At 71.5% G+C, this 14,114-nt stretch carries 14 protein-coding genes; 12 read left to right on the top strand and 2 right to left on the bottom strand.

Annotated features, from left to right (window positions below):
- Positions 1-211: 211 nt before the first annotated feature.
- On the top strand, positions 212-664 hold the full coding sequence (locus GKE56_RS10970; protein ID WP_154684574.1) for a hypothetical protein: 453 nt from the start codon (positions 212-214) through the stop codon (positions 662-664).
- 22 nt (positions 665-686) lie between these two features.
- Here the strand turns inward: GKE56_RS10970 and GKE56_RS10965 are convergent, their stop codons facing one another.
- Positions 687-1,643 carry a 1,4-dihydroxy-2-naphthoyl-CoA synthase gene (locus GKE56_RS10965; RefSeq protein WP_154684573.1) on the bottom strand — a complete coding sequence of 319 codons (957 nt, stop codon included), beginning with the start codon at positions 1,641-1,643 and terminating at the stop codon, positions 687-689.
- 34 nt (positions 1,644-1,677) lie between these two features.
- Between GKE56_RS10965 and GKE56_RS10960 the strand changes: the two genes are divergently transcribed.
- The 7 genes from GKE56_RS10960 to GKE56_RS10930 all read left to right on the top strand — a co-directional run bounded on the left by GKE56_RS10960 (position 1,678) and on the right by GKE56_RS10930 (position 8,545).
- Positions 1,678-2,082 carry a VOC family protein gene (locus tag GKE56_RS10960; RefSeq protein ID WP_154684572.1) on the top strand — a complete coding sequence of 135 codons (405 nt, stop codon included), beginning with the start codon at positions 1,678-1,680 and terminating at the stop codon, positions 2,080-2,082.
- Between the two features lie 83 nt (positions 2,083-2,165).
- Positions 2,166-3,113, top strand: a complete 948-nt coding sequence (locus GKE56_RS10955; RefSeq protein ID WP_230209318.1) for an o-succinylbenzoate synthase — start codon at positions 2,166-2,168, stop codon at positions 3,111-3,113.
- Positions 3,110-4,333 (top strand): acetyl-CoA carboxylase biotin carboxylase subunit family protein, encoded by a 1,224-nt coding sequence (locus GKE56_RS10950; RefSeq protein ID WP_154684571.1) that lies wholly within the window; start codon positions 3,110-3,112, stop codon positions 4,331-4,333. Before GKE56_RS10955 ends, GKE56_RS10950 begins: the two co-directional genes overlap by 4 nt.
- Positions 4,334-4,348: 15 nt before the next feature.
- Positions 4,349-5,278 carry a Type 1 glutamine amidotransferase-like domain-containing protein gene (locus tag GKE56_RS10945; protein ID WP_154684570.1) on the top strand — a complete coding sequence of 310 codons (930 nt, stop codon included), beginning with the start codon at positions 4,349-4,351 and terminating at the stop codon, positions 5,276-5,278.
- Entirely contained in the window at positions 5,275-6,423 is a 1,149-nt protein-coding gene (locus tag GKE56_RS10940; RefSeq protein WP_154684569.1) for an alpha/beta hydrolase-fold protein, read from the top strand. The genes GKE56_RS10945 and GKE56_RS10940 overlap by 4 nt, the downstream gene beginning before the upstream one ends.
- Before the next feature lie 26 nt (positions 6,424-6,449).
- Complete coding sequence (locus tag GKE56_RS10935; protein ID WP_154684568.1) at positions 6,450-7,172, top strand: esterase family protein; 723 nt, start codon at positions 6,450-6,452, stop codon at positions 7,170-7,172.
- Positions 7,169-8,545, top strand: a complete 1,377-nt coding sequence (locus GKE56_RS10930; protein ID WP_154684567.1) for a M20/M25/M40 family metallo-hydrolase — start codon at positions 7,169-7,171, stop codon at positions 8,543-8,545. The genes GKE56_RS10935 and GKE56_RS10930 overlap by 4 nt, the downstream gene beginning before the upstream one ends.
- Here the strand turns inward: GKE56_RS10930 and GKE56_RS10925 are convergent.
- Complete coding sequence (locus GKE56_RS10925) at positions 8,542-9,141, bottom strand: TMEM175 family protein (RefSeq protein WP_154684566.1); 600 nt, start codon at positions 9,139-9,141, stop codon at positions 8,542-8,544. The two genes, GKE56_RS10930 and GKE56_RS10925, sit on opposite strands and share 4 nt — an antisense overlap.
- A gap of 310 nt (positions 9,142-9,451) precedes the next feature.
- On the opposite strand from GKE56_RS10925, the gene GKE56_RS10920 reads away from it, so the two are divergent.
- The 4 genes from GKE56_RS10920 to GKE56_RS10905 are packed head-to-tail and all read left to right on the top strand — an operon-like array spanning position 9,452 to position 14,016.
- Positions 9,452-9,775 carry a hypothetical protein gene (locus tag GKE56_RS10920; protein WP_154684565.1) on the top strand — a complete coding sequence of 108 codons (324 nt, stop codon included), beginning with the start codon at positions 9,452-9,454 and terminating at the stop codon, positions 9,773-9,775.
- Positions 9,772-11,196: a hypothetical protein gene (locus tag GKE56_RS10915; protein ID WP_154684564.1), complete on the top strand. Its 1,425-nt coding sequence runs from the start codon at positions 9,772-9,774 to the stop codon at positions 11,194-11,196. The genes GKE56_RS10920 and GKE56_RS10915 overlap by 4 nt, the downstream gene beginning before the upstream one ends.
- A 16-nt stretch (positions 11,197-11,212) precedes the next feature.
- Positions 11,213-12,994, top strand: coding sequence for a 2-succinyl-5-enolpyruvyl-6-hydroxy-3-cyclohexene-1-carboxylic-acid synthase (menD, locus tag GKE56_RS10910; RefSeq protein ID WP_154684563.1), 1,782 nt, complete (start codon positions 11,213-11,215; stop codon positions 12,992-12,994).
- A complete protein-coding gene (locus GKE56_RS10905; protein ID WP_154684562.1) occupies positions 12,991-14,016 on the top strand; it encodes a LacI family DNA-binding transcriptional regulator in 1,026 nt (341 codons plus the stop codon). The genes menD and GKE56_RS10905 overlap by 4 nt, the downstream gene beginning before the upstream one ends.
- The last annotated feature ends 98 nt before the right edge of the window (positions 14,017-14,114 follow it).

Below are 14,114 nucleotides of genomic sequence, written 5' to 3'. Positions count from 1 at the left end.
GAGTTTACCCATGTGCGGCCGTTTGCCGTGCTTTGCCGTTCACAGCCTCGAACGCGAACGGGGAGCGCCCCGGGTGCCGGACCGTCTCGTGGGCAGCATCCTCCGTGTCATCACCCGGACGATGCTGCCCACGAGCCGGTCCATGCGCCCCGCCCCTCACCGCTGGACGGGACCACACCTCGGGCGGGACGATATCTAGCGGGAGGTGGGCATGGACACCGAGTTCGCGGCATACCTGGACCGCGTCCGCGCCCACCGCGCTGAGCTGCGCGACTCGGTCGCGGCCGTCGACGAGGCGCTCGCCTCACCCATCGCCCGCGGGGGCGCCTGGCGCGAACGGGTCCGGGCCGCGCTGGCCGAGCTGGCCCACGACTTCCAGGACCACATCGACCTCACCGAGGGCCCGGGCGGCCTCTACGACAGCGTGCGTCGCGGCGACCCCCGACTCGTGGGCCAGGTCCGGCGGCTGATGCGCGAGCACGAGCGCTACCGCGAGGACATTGCCGCCTACCTCGCCGTGCTCGAGCACGGTGGCACGATGGCCGACCTGCCGATGTTCCGCGAAGAGGTCACCAGCCTCGTGGGTCAGCTCGTCCGGCACCGGCAGAAGGGCGCCGACCTCGTCTACGAGGCCTACGACGTCGACCTCGGCGGGTCCGGCTGAGCGCGACCCTCAGCAGCCAACCTCAGAAGTACCAGGGGTACGGCGACCAGTCCGGCTCCCGCTTCTCGAGGAACTGGTCGCGTCCCTCGAGCGCCTCGTCGGTCATGTAGGCCAGCCGGGTGGCCTCACCGGCGAACACCTGCTGCCCCATGAGTCCGTCATCGAGCAGGTTGAAGGCGAACTTGAGCATCCGCTGCGCCTGCGGGCTCTTGCCCATGATCTCGCGGGCGACGTCCAGCGCATCCGCCTCGAGCGCCGCGTGGTCGCTGACGAGGTTCACCGCCCCCATCCGGTGCATGTCCTCCGCCGAGTACGTCCGGCCGAGGAAGAAGATCTCGCGGGCGAACTTCTGCCCGACCATCTTGGCAAGGTATGCCGAGCCGTACCCCCCGTCGAACGACCCCACGTCCGCATCGGTCTGCTTGAAGCGCGCATGCTCCCGGCTGGCCATGGTGAGGTCGCAGACGACGTGCAGGGAGTGTCCACCGCCAGCAGCCCAGCCGTTGACGACGGCGATGACGACCTTGGGCATCATGCGGATGAGCCGCTGGACCTCGAGGATGTGCAGCCGTCCGCCCTCAGCCTTGACCCGGCGTTCGTCGACGGTGTCGGCGGTGTCGCCGGCGGCGTACTGGTAACCCGACCGGCCACGGATCCGCTGGTCGCCCCCGGAGCAGAACGCCCAGTTGCCAGCACTGCCGCTGCCGACCGGGCCCGGTCCGTTCCCGGTGAGCAGGACGACGCCGACGTCGGGCGTGCGGCGAGCGTGGTCGAGCGCGCGGTACAGCTCGTCCACCGTGTGCGGCCGAAACGCGTTGAGCACCTCGGGCCGGTCGAACGCGATGCGCACCGCACCCACCTCGCGGGCCCGGTGGTAGGTGATGTCGGTGAACTCGAATCCCTCGACCACCTCCCAGGCCTGCGGGTCGAAGGTCTCGCTGACAGCGGGGAGTGCGCTCACCTGCGCGAGCCTAGCCATGCGCCGCTCCGTGCCGCGCACTACCGTGCGTTGTATGGCGCTGCGCTGGTACACCGTGGTCGTTGACTCCCACGACGTCGCCTCCTTGGCGCGGTGGTGGGCGGAGACGCTGGACTTCCAGATCGTCTACGAGGCGCAGGGCGAGGTCACGATCATCCCCAAGCACATGTCGGTCGACCCCATCGAGGACGGCCAGACCTGGATGCAGCAGGCCCAGGGGCTGGTCTTCGTGCCGGTCCCCGAGGGCAAGACGGTCAAGAACCGGCTCCACATCGACCTGGCTCCCCATGCCAGCCAGGACCGCGACGCCGAGATCGCCGCACTGCTGGAGCGAGGGGCGACCCTGGCCGACGTGGGTCAGGGCGATGACGTCGGGTGGACCGTGTTGCGCGACCCCGAGGGCAACGAGTTCTGCGTGCTGTCCGCGCGCACCCGCTGACTGTGGCTGCCGAGCGGCCACCGCTGATCGAGCTGCCACCGCTCACCGAGCTGCTGGCGGGACTGCGCGTCGTCTCCATCCCGATGCGGGTGCGGTTCCGCGGCGTCGAGGTCCGCGAGGCCGCCCTGCTCCACGGACCAGTGGGCTGGGGCGAGTTCTCGCCGTTCCTCGAGTACCAGCCCCCCGAGGCCGCCCGCTGGCTCGCGGCGGCAGTCGAGTCAGCGTGGCTGGGGTGGCCGGATCCGGTGCGAGCCGAGGTTCCGGTCAACGCGACTGTCCCCGCCGTGACCCCTGACCAGGTCCCTGCGGTGCTCGCCCGCTTCGACGGCGCCAGGACGGCGAAGGTCAAGGTCGCCGAGCGCGGTCAGGGCCTCGAGGACGACGTATGCCGCGTGGCCGCGGTGCGCGACGCGATGGGACCGGGTGGCCGCATTCGGGTCGACGCCAACGGCGGGTGGTCGGTGGCCGAGGCGACGGAGGCGCTGCGCCGGCTCGCGGCATACGGCATCGAGTATGCCGAACAGCCCTGTGCCGAGGTGAGTGAGCTGCGCGAGCTGCGGCTGGCACTGGCCAGGCTGGGGATCGACGTGCCGGTGGCGGCCGACGAGTCGATCCGCAAGGCCGAGGACCCGCTGCGGGTGGCGCGCGAGGAAGCCGCCGACCTGGTCGTCGTCAAGGTCGCCCCGCTCGGTGGGGTCCGGCGGGCTCTCGAGATCGTCGGTGACTGTGGCCTACCAGCCGTGGTCTCCTCCGCCCTCGACACGTCCGTCGGCATGGCGGCCGGGGTGGCCCTGGCGGCTGCCCTGCCCGAGCTGCCGTACGCCTGCGGCCTCGGCACCGTCGCGCTGCTCGGCGGTGACGTGGGGGTACCGTCGCTGCTGCCGCACGCAGGGGTGCTGCCCGTGGGCCGAGTCGACGCGGACGAGGCGCTCCTTGACCAGTGGGCGGCCACGCCAGAGCGGCACGAGTGGTGGCGAGCCAGGGTCACGGCATGCCACGGGGTGCTCTCCGGCAATAGAGTCGACCCGTGAACATCGTCTTCGTCGAGCCGGGGTTCCCTGCCAACCAGCGCCGTTTCGTGCTCGCGCTCGCCTCGGTGGGTGCCCACGTGATCGGCGTGGGCGAGGCTGACGAGTACACCCTCGACGAGGAGCTCCGCGGCGCCCTGCGGGGTTACTACAAGGTCGGCTCGGTCACCGACCTGCGGGCCATGACCGAGGCCGTGCGATTCATCCAGTCCAAGGTCTGGGTCGACCGGCTCGAGGCGACCGTCGAGGCCCACACCATGGTCGCGGCCCAGGTACGCGAGGCGACGGGGGTGCCGGGCACCTCGGTGCAGACCACCTGGCTGTGCCGCGACAAGCCGTCGATGAAGCAGGCCCTGCGTGACGCGGGCGTGCCCACTGCCGCCTCCGCCGCCATCGACCACGCCCACGAGGCCTGGGCGTTCGCCGAGCAGGTCGGCTACCCGTTGATCCTCAAGCCGCGCGACGGCGCCGGCGCCAAGGACACGACCCGGGTGGACAACGACACCGAGCTCGCCCACGCCCTCACCGAGTTCGGCTCCCACGGGGCGTCGTCCATCGCCATCGAGGAGTTCGTCGAGGGTCACGAGGGCTTCTACGACACCATCACCCGGGACGGCCAGGTGGTCCACGACTGGACGACCCACTACTACCCGAACGTGCTCGAGGCGATGCGACACCGGTGGATCTCGCCGCAGTTCGTGACGACCAACCGGATGGCCGACTCGTCGTTCTACGCCGAGGTGGCCGCGATGGGCCAGCGGGTCATCGAGGCGCTCGGGATCCCGACGAGTGCCACGCACATGGAGTGGTTCCACGGTCCCAAGGGTCTGCGGTTCTCCGAGATCGGGTGCCGCCCGCCGGGGGTCGGCTGCTGGGACCTGTACTCCGCGAGCAACGACGTCGACGTCTACCGCGAGTGGGCCCACGTGATCGTGCACGGCATGCCCGAGCACCAGATGCGCCGCCCGTACTCCGCCGGAATCGTCGCGCTGCGTCCGGATGCCGATGGCCAGATCAAGGGTTACAGCGGCATCGACCAGATCCAGTCCCGCTACGGGCAGTGGATCATCGACGGCCACTTCCCACCCGAGGGCCACCACACCCAGGCGGTCGAGGCCGGCTACATGGCCAATGCCTACGTCCGGATGCGCCACCCCGACTACGACACGCTCCGCGCCATGCTCGACGACGTGGGCCAGACGATCCACGTCTACGCCGGCTGAGTGCTGTCCTCCTCCATGCGCACTGTCCTCCTCGGGCCACAACGCTTCATGACCACGGCCGGCACTGCGCTGCGCTCGCTGGGCGTCGAGGGTCCCGTCGCGACCATCAACGCCGGGTGGGAGGAGCGTGAGGATGTCGTCGACGAGCTCGACCAGGTGATCGGCGGCGAGGCGCGTCACCTCCGCCTCCACCACCGGATGTTCGACGTGATCGAGAAGGACCCTGCATTCGCTTCTGCCGCAATGACTTTCCGTGACCGTCACGACGCCTTGCTGTCGCTGTACCGGCTGCGACTCCAGCACGCCCTGGACGGGGTGTATGCCGTGCAGCGGCGCGTGCGCGAGGCGCAGGCCGCGGCATACGGGGCCCTGGACGACGCGATCGAGGTCGTCCGGCACGTCGACAACTGGTATGCCGGCCAGCTCAAGACGCTCTACGCCGAGCTGGACGCGGCGTCCCCCATCGATGCGAGCGGCGTCATCGGCTGGCACCGTGGCGAGATCGCCGCCTTGTTGGGGGAGTCTGCGGCGGTGGTCCTCACCGGGGGGCATGTCGGCACGCTGCTCCGGGCGCTGCGGCTGTTCGCGATCGAGATCCCCGACGAGCTGCCGGTGGTCGCGTGGTCGGCGGGTGCGATGGCCCTCACCGAGCGGGTCGTGCTGTTCCACGACTTCGGGCCCCAGGGCGCGAGTGAGGCCGAGGTGTTCGACCGGGGGCTGGGGCGAGTGAAGGGCCTGGTCGTGCTGCCGCACGCGCGCCGGCGGCTGCGGCTCGATGACCGTGACCGGTGTGCCGTCATGGCCCGCAGGTTCACCGACCAGCACTGCGTCCTGCTCGACGACGGCACCGCGCTCGAGCTCGACGACGCAGGCGGACTGCCTTCTGGCGCAAGGATCCTCGGCATCGACGGCGCCATCCACGACCTCAGCGAGACGCTGCGATGAACGACCGCAGGCTCGCCGTCAACCGACTGCGCGAGCGCCTCCCGGTCGACGGTGCTGCGCTGGACAGGTTCCTCGGCCGACATGGCGCGCCCATCATCGAGGGCGAGCGGGCGACGTTCCTCTTCCGCGGCGATGCGGACGAGGTACGCGTACGTCACCGCGTCGTGGGACTGCCCGACCCGCTGCCGATGAAGCGGCTTCCCGAGACCGACCTCTGGGTGGCGACGACCGCGCTCCCGGCCGGCTCGAGGGTCGAGTACCAGCTCGAGACCCGCCGTGGCGAGCACTACGAGCGGTTCAACGATCCGCTCAACCCGCGCGTCGCGCACTCGCCGATGGGGTCGAGCTCGGTCTGTGCGGCGACGGGCTACGAGGTGCCGGACTGGGTCAACCACGATCCCGAGGCCCGGCCCGGAGAGCTCGTCGAGGACACCTTGCACTCCAAGGCGCTGCGGCGCGAGCAGCCCGTGAAGCTGTACCTGCCCGCGCGGTACAACCCCGCCCTTCGCTACCCCCTCCTGGTCGTTCACGACGGGACGGACTACCTGGACTACGCCGCGATGAAGACCGTGCTCGACAACCTCATCCACCGCCTCGACGTGGCCCCCCTGGTGGCCGCGTTCGTGCCCCCGCGCGACCGACTTCGCGAGTACCCCAACCATGCGCCGCACGCGAGGTTCATCGCGCGTGAGCTCGTCCCCACCCTGGCGCAGCGGCTGCCCCTGGTCGACGCACCCGAGGCCCGGTGCCTCATGGGGTCGAGCTTCGGCGGCATCGCATCCCTGTCGACCGCGGTGCGCTACCCGGGACTCTTCGGCTCGCTGTTCCTCCAGTCCGCGTCGCTGGTGTTCACCGACATCGGGACGGACCACGGGGGAGGGCCGGCGTTCGACCCCGTGGTGAAGTTCGTCAACCGCTACCGCGCCAAGCCGACGCGGCCGGTCGAGCGGATCTTCATGAGCTGTGGCACCTACGAGCCGCTCATCACCCCCAACCGGTCGATGGTCCCGGTGTTCCGTGGAGCGGGCATCACCGTCAACTACGTCGAGGCGCGTGACGGGCACAACTGGGAGGACTGGCGCGACCGCCTCCGTGAGGGGCTGTCCTGGCTGTTCCCCGGGCCGCAGAAGTTCGTCTACGAGTAGGGCACCCGACCCATGAGGAGGCAGTTGTGAAGGTCACCGAACGCTGGTGGTCCGACCGGATGGGCCAGGACCTGACCCTGGTCCGGTGGGGCCACTACGGCGTGCCGGTCCTGCTCTTTCCCACTGCCGGCGGTGACGCCGAGGAGGTCGAGCGACACCACCTCGTGGGTCACCTCGCGCCGATGGTGGAGGCCGGGCGGATCAAGGTGTACTCCTGCGACAGCGCGGCCGGTCGCGCGATGGCGGGCAACGCGGGGTCCACGGACTACCGCCGCTGGCTGTTCAACGCCTACCACCAGGCTGTCGCCGAGGAGGTCATGCCGGCCATCCACGCCGACTCCTCGCCGCAGCCTGCCATCGTCGCGGGTGCGTCGATCGGCGCGTTCAACTCGGTCGCGATGCTGTGCCGCTACCCGCACCTCTTCGGTGCCGCCGTGGGCATGAGCGGCACGTACGACGTCGAGCAGTTCATCGGCGGCCCCACCACCGATGACTGGTACTTCTCCTCTCCACTGCACTTCCTCCCGGGCCTCGAGGGCCCGGCGCTCGAGCTCCTGCGCACGCGCTACGTCATCCTCGCCTCGGGCAGCGGCCGGTGGGAGGACGTCGGCGAGTCCTGGGCAATGGCTCGGGCGTTGGGGGACAAGGGGATTCCCAACCGGGTCGATGACTGGGGTGACCGTTACGACCACGACTGGCCGACCTGGTGGGAGATGCTGCCCCTCTACCTCGACGACCTCGTCCCGTGAGCGCATCCCTCACGGAGCGGCTCGCCGAGGCGGTCGATGCCGGTATGCCGCGTGCCCGCGACGACCTCGCGCGGCTCGTGGCGCTGCGCTCGGTGGCGAACGCAGCCATCGAGCCAGCGTCCGAGTGCCGGGCCGCCGCCACGCTGGTGGGTGAGCTGTTCTCCGAGGCCGGCGTCGACGGCATACACGCGCATCCGACCCCGGACGGGTCGTTGGCGGTGGTCGGTCGCTCCGGCGGGCCGAGCGGTGCGCCGCGGGTCCTGCTCTACTCGCACTACGACGTCGTGCCGGTGGGGGATCCTGGAACCTGGAGCAGCCCGCCGTGGGAGCTCACCGAGCGTGGGGGCCGTTGGTACGGCAGGGGATCCGCGGACTGCAAGGGAAACCTGGTCGCCAGCCTGCTCGCCTTGCGAGCAGTGCGTGAGGTCACGGGTGGCTGGCCGGTCGAGGTCGCCGTCGTCTGCGAGGGTTCCGAGGAACAGTCGAGCGGCGGTCTGGAGGCGCTCCTGCGGGCCGAGCCGGAACTCGCTCAGTGCGACGTCGTGGTCATCGCCGACACGGGCAACGTCGAGGCCGGCCTGCCGACCCTGACGACGTCGCTGCGGGGCACCGGCAGCGTGCTGATGACGGTGCGGACCATGGAGCGTCCCGCGCATTCGGGCATGTTCGGCGGCGCCGCGCCCGATGCGCTCCAGGCGCTGCTGACGGCCCTGGCCAGCCTGCGCGGCCCGGACGGCGAGACGACCGTGGACGGCCTGGAGCATGGTGGCTCGTGGATGGGCGAGCCCTGTGACCCCAACCGCTTTCGCGAGGATGCCGCCTTGCTGCCGGGGGTCGAACCGCTCACCGGCAACGGCGCCCTGGGCGACCTGTTGTGGGCCCGACCCGCGGCCACCGTCCTGGCCATCGACGCACCTCCGGTCGCCCAGGTGACCGCGGCGGTGCAGGGCGAGGCGCGGGCGGTGGTCAACCTCCGGGTGCCCGCTGGCACCGATGCGAAGGCCGCGCAGGACTTGCTCATCGCCCACCTGCGCGCGCACACGCCGTTCGGCGCCCAGGTCGAGATCCGCGCCGTGTCCCTGGGGCAGGGTTTCCAGGCCCGCACCGACGGCCCTGCCTATGCCGCCATGCGCAGAGCGATGCGGACAGCGTTCGGACGCGACGCGGTGACCACCGGCCAAGGCGGGTCCATCCCCCTGGCCACGACGTTCGCCGAGCTCGTCCCCGGGGCGGAGATCATGCTGCTCGGCGTGGAGGAGCCGGCCTCTCGGATCCACGCCCCCGACGAGAGTGTCGACCCGGAGGAGCTGCGCAGGACCGCCCTGGCGCAGGCGTTGTTCCTGGTCGAGCTCGGTGGCTCGACGCTGGCCTAGCTGCTCGGGGTGCTCGTGTCGGTCGCCGCGAGGTAGCGCTCCACGCGGCGGTCGGGTACCAGCCACATCAGGGCCACGACCGCGAACGGCACGAGCGCGAGCCACGGCCGGACGTAGGCGAGCGCGATGCCGGTCAGGTACAGCGCCGGCGACACCTTTCCCTTGAGGTCGCGGCCCAGCGCCTCGCGAACCCGCTGGCCGGTCTCGGGCAGGCGGATCACGCTCAGCTGGAGCACGTAGTACGCGATCGCCGCGCCGAGCAGGTTGACCCCGTACGCCACGGTGGGGACCAGGGCCACCCTCATGTCGTCGAGCCAGGCGGTCGTGAACGGGTACAGCGACAGCCAGAACAGCAGGTGGAGGTTCGACCACAGGACCGGGCCGTCGACCTGGCGCACGAGCTGGAAGAGGTGGTGGTGGTTGGTCCAGTAGATGCCGATGTAGATGAAGCTCAGCAGGTAGGTCAGGAAGCCGATGTAGGAGTTCGCCAAGGCTGCGAGCGTCGGCTGATCGGGCACCTTCAGCTCGAGGACCATGATGGTGATGATGATGGCGAGCACGCCATCGCTGAACGCTTCGAGTCGGCTGGTCGACATGCTGCTCGCTCCTCACGCGCTGGTTCCTCGCGGTGTGGCGCCGACCGTACCGTGACTCGTCTGGGTCGCGTCACGATCAGCGACCCGGGCCGTCTCATCGGTGACCGGTCGAGGGGTTTGACAGGTCAGCTGGGCGGCAGGCCGACAACCACACCCGGGCGCGCCTGCCGCCCAGCGCCCGACCGGATCGTGCCGGACCACCGCAGTGCCACCGGCGCGACCGTCCACAGGGCAGGGACCCTCTCGGCGTTGTCCACACCCTGCGTCGAGACCCGTTCCCGGCGTCGCCGCCACGGGGCACGATCGAGCAATGATCGGCGATCCCCACCACATCAGGGTGCTGGCGGCACGGCTGCGCGCCGACGGCGAGCGGGTGCGAGCTGTGGCCGTCCGGGTCGCCGGCACGAGTGAGGTCGCGTGGCAGTCGCCCGCCGCGCAGTCGTTTCGCGCTCGCGTCCATGACGTCGCGGTGGGTCTGCGCCGGGTGGCGACCGATCTCGACGACGCGGCGCTCGCCCTCGACTGGCACGCGACGGCGCTGGAGAGCGTCGCTGCCGCCCTGGCCCGGGCGGCGGCCGCCGGCGAGAGCGCCGTGCGTGCGGGCGCCCACGAGCTGTCCGCGGTGCTCCGGTGAGAGCCTCCGGGATCGACGTCGAGGGCGGTGTCGGCGGCACGGCGGTCGGGCTCGACAGCCTCGACGCCGCCGCGCGCCAGCTGACGCTCGTGACCTCGGAACTGGGCGACGTCCTGGCCAGGACCCTGGCGGTTGCGGCTGACGCCGAGCTGCAGGTGAGTGCAGCCCTGAGCCCGGTGACCGCAGCCCAGGCCGAGCTAGCGGTTGCCTGGGCATCCGGTCCCGCCGGGTTGGCGGGTCAGCTGGCCGCCACCACAGCGCTGGCCACAGCGACGACGAGCGCCACCGCGGCATACCGCGCCTCCGAGGCGGTGGTGTCCGAGGTGGTCGACGACGCGCGTGACCAGGTGATGTTCCTGGTCGGTGCGTCGGCCCCAGGGCTGGTCGTCGGCCTGCTGACGCTCGAGGCCACCGGGGTGGATCTGGGCGCTGCCCTCAACAGTGCGGTCTTCGAGGTGCCCGAGCTCGCCGACCTCGCGGGTGGGGTGAGCGGGCTGACCGCGGGGCTGGCCGTCAACCCGGTGACCGGCCCGATCGTGCGTGCGGACGAGCCCCGCCACGCGGCAACATACGACCCCTATGCCGACTCGCTCGCGGTGCTCGCCGACTCCGCAGCCGGGTTCGGGCTGCTGTCGGACGCGGGTCAGCCGCGGGTCCTCGCCGAGCCCTCGCCTCGTCGGGGCGCCCGCGCACCCGACTCCCTCGCCGCGCTGGTGCGTGACCAGGCCAACCTCAGCGACACCGATCACTATCCCGGCCACGTGCGGGTGGTCGAGGTGCCGCAGCGGCACGGCTCGGCCTGGATCGTCGAGATCAGTGGCACGCAGGCCTGGGACCCGCATGCCGGCGCCAACCCGCACGACGTCACCACGGACGTCCGGCTCATGGCGCGCGAGTCGACCGTGCTCGCCGATGCCGTCGAGCGGGCGCTCAGCCGGGCCCAGGCTGCCTCGGGTCGTGACACCACCAGCGACCCGGTCATGCTCGCGGGCCACAGCCTGGGCGGCATCGTCAGCGCCGGCCTCGCCTCCTCGCCCGAGTTCACCCGGCGGCACCGGGTCACCCACGTCGTCACGCTGGGTTCGCCGATCGCGCGGATGCCCGTCCCGCGCGACGTCGAGGTGCTCTCGCTGGAGCACACCCAGGACCCCGTGCCGCGCCTGGAGGGTCACCGCAACCCCGACCGGCGAAGCTGGGTGACGGTGACCCGCGACCTGCGCGACGACGCGGACGTGGTCCGCACGGGCGTTGGCGCCCACGACACTGCCGAGTACACCCAGACCGCCGAAGCCGTCGACGCCTCCACAGACCCCTCGGTCGAGCAGTGGCGGCAGGGCAGTCGTCACTTCTTCCAGTGCCGCCCGGGTGCGTCGCCGGTCGTGCGCGACTTCCGGCTCGAGCGAGTCGTGCCGCGACCGTAGTGGCACAATCCGTCGCGTGAACCCGTCGACCGCACTCGCCACGGTGCTCGTCGACGAGCTGGTGCGACACGGGGTGCGCCACGCCGTGCTCTGCCCTGGGTCGAGGTCGGCGCCGCTCGCCTATGCCCTGCAGCAGGCCGACCGGGCCGGTCACCTCACCCTCCACGTCCGCGTGGACGAGCGGTCCGCGGGCTTTCTGGCCCTCGGGCTGGCCAAGCTCACCCGCGTGCCGGCGGTGGTGGTCACCACGTCGGGCACGGCGGTGGCCAACCTCCACCCGGCCGTGCTCGAGGCCCACCACGGGATCGTGCCCCTCATCGTGCTCAGCGCCGACCGCCCGCCTGAGCTGCGGGGGACCGGAGCCAACCAGACGACCGTCCAGCCGGGGATGTTCGGCGGCGCGCTGCGGTGGTCCCACGAGCTCGGCACGCCCGAGCGTCGCGATGGTCAGCAGGCTGGCTGGCGCAGCGTCGTGTCGCGCGCCGTCGCCGCGGCCCGTGGGGTCTCCGGCGATGCCGGTCCCGTCCACGTGAACGTCCCGCTGCGTGAGCCCTTGGTGCCCACCGACGACGGGCCGTGGCCCGAGTCGCTGCAGGGCCGTCCGGGCGGACTGCCCTGGACCCAGGTGTATGCCGCGCGGACCGGCTCGCGCGGGGTTCGCGAGGCTCGCGCTGGCGACCCCGCCACGCCCGCACCCGACCTCGCCAGCGCCCGCCGGACCCTCGTCGTCATCGGCGACCTGCCCACGCCCGACCTCTTCGACCAGGCCGTCGCCTGGGCGGCCGCGCATCGCTGGCCCGTGATCGCCGAGCCGTTCGCCGGACATCCGCGACCTGAGGTCATCCCCCATGGGCCACTTCTGCTGTCGGTTCTGCCGTGGCTCGAGGCGAACGCGCCCGAGCGGGTCATCACCGTCGGACGCGTCACCCTGTCCCGTGACGTCGCATCCGTGGTGCGGCGCAAGGGAGTTCGTGTCGAGACGGTGTCGGCGACCACTACCTGGAGCGACCCGTCGTCCGTGGTGGCGGCCGCTCATCGCAGCGATGTTCTCTCGGACCTGCCCGAGAGGCCCCAGGAGCCCGATGACGGCTGGCTCAGCTCGTGGTGCGAGGCGGGCAAGGTGCTCGCCAAGGCGGTCGCCGGGGAGCCGTCACCGTGGCCGAGCGGGCCAGCCGTCGCCGCCGTCGTGCTGGGCGCGCTGCCGTCAGCGGCAGCCCTGTTCGTCGGCTCGTCGAACGCAGCCCGCGACCTCGACCTCGCCGCCACGAGCACGGCGCCCGACGTCACCGTCGTGGCCAGTCGTGGGCTGGCCGGCATCGACGGGTGCGTGTCGACCGCAGCCGGCCTGGCGCTCGCAGGCCCGCGGGCGGCCTACGCCCTGATGGGTGACCTGACCTTCCTCCACGACGCCAACGGGCTGCTCGTGGGGCCGCACGAGCCCGTTCCCGACCTCACGATCGTCGTGACCAACGACGACGGCGGGGGCATCTTCACCCTGCTGGAGCCCGGTGAACCGGAGCGGGCGGGGGACTTCGAGCGCATCTTCGGCACCCCGACCGGCACCGACCTGGGTGCGCTCTGCCAAGCCCACGGCGTCGCCCACCGGGTGGCCCGCACGCGGGACGAGCTGTACGCCGTGGTGGGAGCACGACCCCAGGGCCTCCTGGTCGTCGAGGTGCCCGTGGAGAGGGCCGTCCACCGCGCCGTCCATGCGCGGCTGCGCGAGGTCGCCCACTCGGCCCTGGCGCAGAGTTCCCCTGACGCGGGTCTCCCCACCCCGCGACGGGAGGAGCCGTGAGCGTCCCTGCCCGGTCCGCGCCCAGGCTCGAGGACGTCGCCCGGGTGGCCGGCGTCTCCCATCAGACCGTCTCACGTGTCGTCAACGGCTCCGCCCGGGTCGCCCCGGCGACGCGCGAGCGGGTGCTGGAGGCCGTCCGGGAGCTCGGCTACCGGCGCAACAGCGCGGCTCGTGCGCTCGCTACCCAGAAGAGCGGCGTGATCGGTGTCGTCGTGGCCGGCTTGGGGTTCTTCGGCCCGTCGAGCACCGTGGTCGGGCTCGAGCTCGCGGCGCGCGCCGAGGGCTACAGCATGGTGCTCGCCTCGTTGCCCGAGGTCACGGCCGACGCGACGCAGGCCGCGCTGGACCACCTCGTCGGTGAGTCGGTCGAGGCCATCGTCCTCATCGCCCCCGTCGACACCGGTCTCGACCTTGGCGCCGGATCGACCCTGCCGGTCCCCATCGTGGTGCTCGACGCCGACCCGACCCGATCGCGGCTCTCGGTCGGCGTCGACCACGAGGCGGGCGCACGGTTGGCGACCCAACACCTCGTCGACCTGGGCCACCGCCGGATTGACCATCTGCGCGGCCCGCTGGACTGGTACCAGGCCCACGCGCGAACCGTTGGCTGGCGCTCGACGCTCGAGGCCGCGGGCCTGCCGGTGCCCGAGCCGCTGGTGGGTGACTGGACGGCCTCGAGCGGCTTCGAGATGGGTCGCCTGCTGGCGGCTGATCCCGAGGTCACCGCGATCTTCGTCGCCAACGACCAGATGTCCATCGGCGTGCTGCGGGCCCTCTCCGAGGCTGGGCGGCGCGTGCCTGGCGACGTGAGCATCGTGGGGTTCGACGACATCCCCGAGTCGGAGTACTTCTCTCCGCCGCTGACGACCGTGCGCCAGAACTTCGAGGCGTTGGGACGCGGTGCCATGGGCCTGCTCACCGATGCCATTCGTGGCGACCGGCAGGCGGGAACCGTCACGGTTCCGCCGAAGCTGGTCGTCCGGGCATCGACGGCTCGGCCGCCGGCGGGCGCTGGCGGCTGAGCTGCCTTCGTCACTTCGTGACGATGAAGTGACGGGAATCCCTTGACACCGCCCAATGTTAGCGTTAACACTTTCCTCGACACCATGCGTTAGCGCTA

Source organism: Nostocoides sp. HKS02, assembly GCF_009707485.1.
Lineage (GTDB): Bacteria > Actinomycetota > Actinomycetes > Actinomycetales > Dermatophilaceae > Pedococcus.
The sequence above is the reverse complement of the archived record's forward strand: the minus strand, read 5'-3'. Positions and strand labels throughout refer to the sequence as shown.

What these genes read in the sequence shown, in the direction of transcription:
- GKE56_RS10970 (WP_154684574.1), top strand. Translation starts at nt 212, where the DNA reads ATGGACACCGAGTTCGCGGCATACCTGGACCGCGTCCGCGCCCACCGC.
- GKE56_RS10965 (WP_154684573.1), bottom strand. Translation starts at nt 1,643, where the DNA reads ATGGCTAGGCTCGCGCAGGTGAGCGCACTCCCCGCTGTCAGCGAGACC.
- GKE56_RS10960 (WP_154684572.1), top strand. Translation starts at nt 1,678, where the DNA reads ATGGCGCTGCGCTGGTACACCGTGGTCGTTGACTCCCACGACGTCGCC.
- GKE56_RS10955 (WP_230209318.1), top strand. Translation starts at nt 2,166, where the DNA reads ATGCGGGTGCGGTTCCGCGGCGTCGAGGTCCGCGAGGCCGCCCTGCTC.
- GKE56_RS10945 (WP_154684570.1), top strand. Translation starts at nt 4,349, where the DNA reads ATGCGCACTGTCCTCCTCGGGCCACAACGCTTCATGACCACGGCCGGC.
- GKE56_RS10940 (WP_154684569.1), top strand. Translation starts at nt 5,275, where the DNA reads ATGAACGACCGCAGGCTCGCCGTCAACCGACTGCGCGAGCGCCTCCCG.
- GKE56_RS10925 (WP_154684566.1), bottom strand. Translation starts at nt 9,141, where the DNA reads ATGTCGACCAGCCGACTCGAAGCGTTCAGCGATGGCGTGCTCGCCATC.
- GKE56_RS10920 (WP_154684565.1), top strand. Translation starts at nt 9,452, where the DNA reads ATGATCGGCGATCCCCACCACATCAGGGTGCTGGCGGCACGGCTGCGC.